1 protein-coding gene is annotated in these 838 nt (G+C 64.8%); it reads right to left on the bottom strand.

What is annotated here, in order from left to right; translation table 11 throughout:
• Positions 1-456 precede the first annotated feature (456 nt).
• Positions 457-756 carry a PLAT/LH2 domain-containing protein gene (locus tag IG98_RS0143935; protein WP_281178619.1) on the bottom strand — a complete coding sequence of 100 codons (300 nt, stop codon included), beginning with the start codon at positions 754-756 and terminating at the stop codon, positions 457-459.
• Positions 757-838 lie beyond the last annotated feature (82 nt).

Below are 838 nucleotides of genomic sequence, written 5' to 3'. Positions count from 1 at the left end.
CCCCGAAGCGCAGACAACGCCACGAGCAGGCACAGAAGACGATCAAGGTGTCAAGCATCAAGCGAGGCCAGAGTGTCAACCATCAAGCGAGACAGGACAGGGGTCCCAGTAGCTAAGTTGCCGAATTGTTCTTATAGGGGTCAAGGGACGGCCCGCGCCCAGCGCGGCCCGCCGCGCGCTCCGGCGGCCAGGCGGCCGGGCATGCGGCCTGGAGGCCGGTCCCGGCCGCTGCCGCCAAGCGCGTACGGTCCCGCTCACGCAGGGCCGCCAACACCGAGAGCAACAGCCTTAAAGATCGCCAACCCCTGTACCTGGTTGCACGACTCTTACCGACACCCCGACCTGCATATCCGTTGTTCCCTGCGCCGTTGCTACCGGGACCCCCTGCAGGTGACCGCGCGACGCCCATCGCGCCGGCCAGGTCCCCGTGGCTGTCGCCGAGCTCGGGGCGAGGGTTCAGCTTGGTGAGCCGGAGTCGGTGGGAGTCAGTTCATAGCTCAGATTGCCGCCGTCCTCCAGCCACTTGTTGCAGTCGAACTGCCACCAGGCACCGGTCAGCTGGTCAGTGATCTTCAGCCAGCTCAGCAGCCAGCCCTCCGAGGCCCCCGAGCCGTCCGACTTGATGTAGATCTTGGTGAGGCTTCCGAAGTTCGGCAGGGCGAGCTCGAAGGTGTCGAGGTTGCCCTGCTCGAAGTTGTTGTCGCCATTGTCCAAGCCCTGGGGGCCGCTGTCGCCCCCGGGGGTCCCAGTAGTAATCGCGAAAAATCCAACGAACCTGCCGTAGATCGGACAGAACCTAAGTACTGTCCCCTTCCCGGAACAGGGTCTGCCCAGGTCA

It is taken from the genome of Streptosporangium amethystogenes (assembly GCF_000721075.1).
Taxonomy (GTDB): domain Bacteria; phylum Actinomycetota; class Actinomycetes; order Streptosporangiales; family Streptosporangiaceae; genus Streptosporangium; species Streptosporangium amethystogenes.
This window is presented reverse-complemented; position numbering and strand designations above follow the sequence as displayed.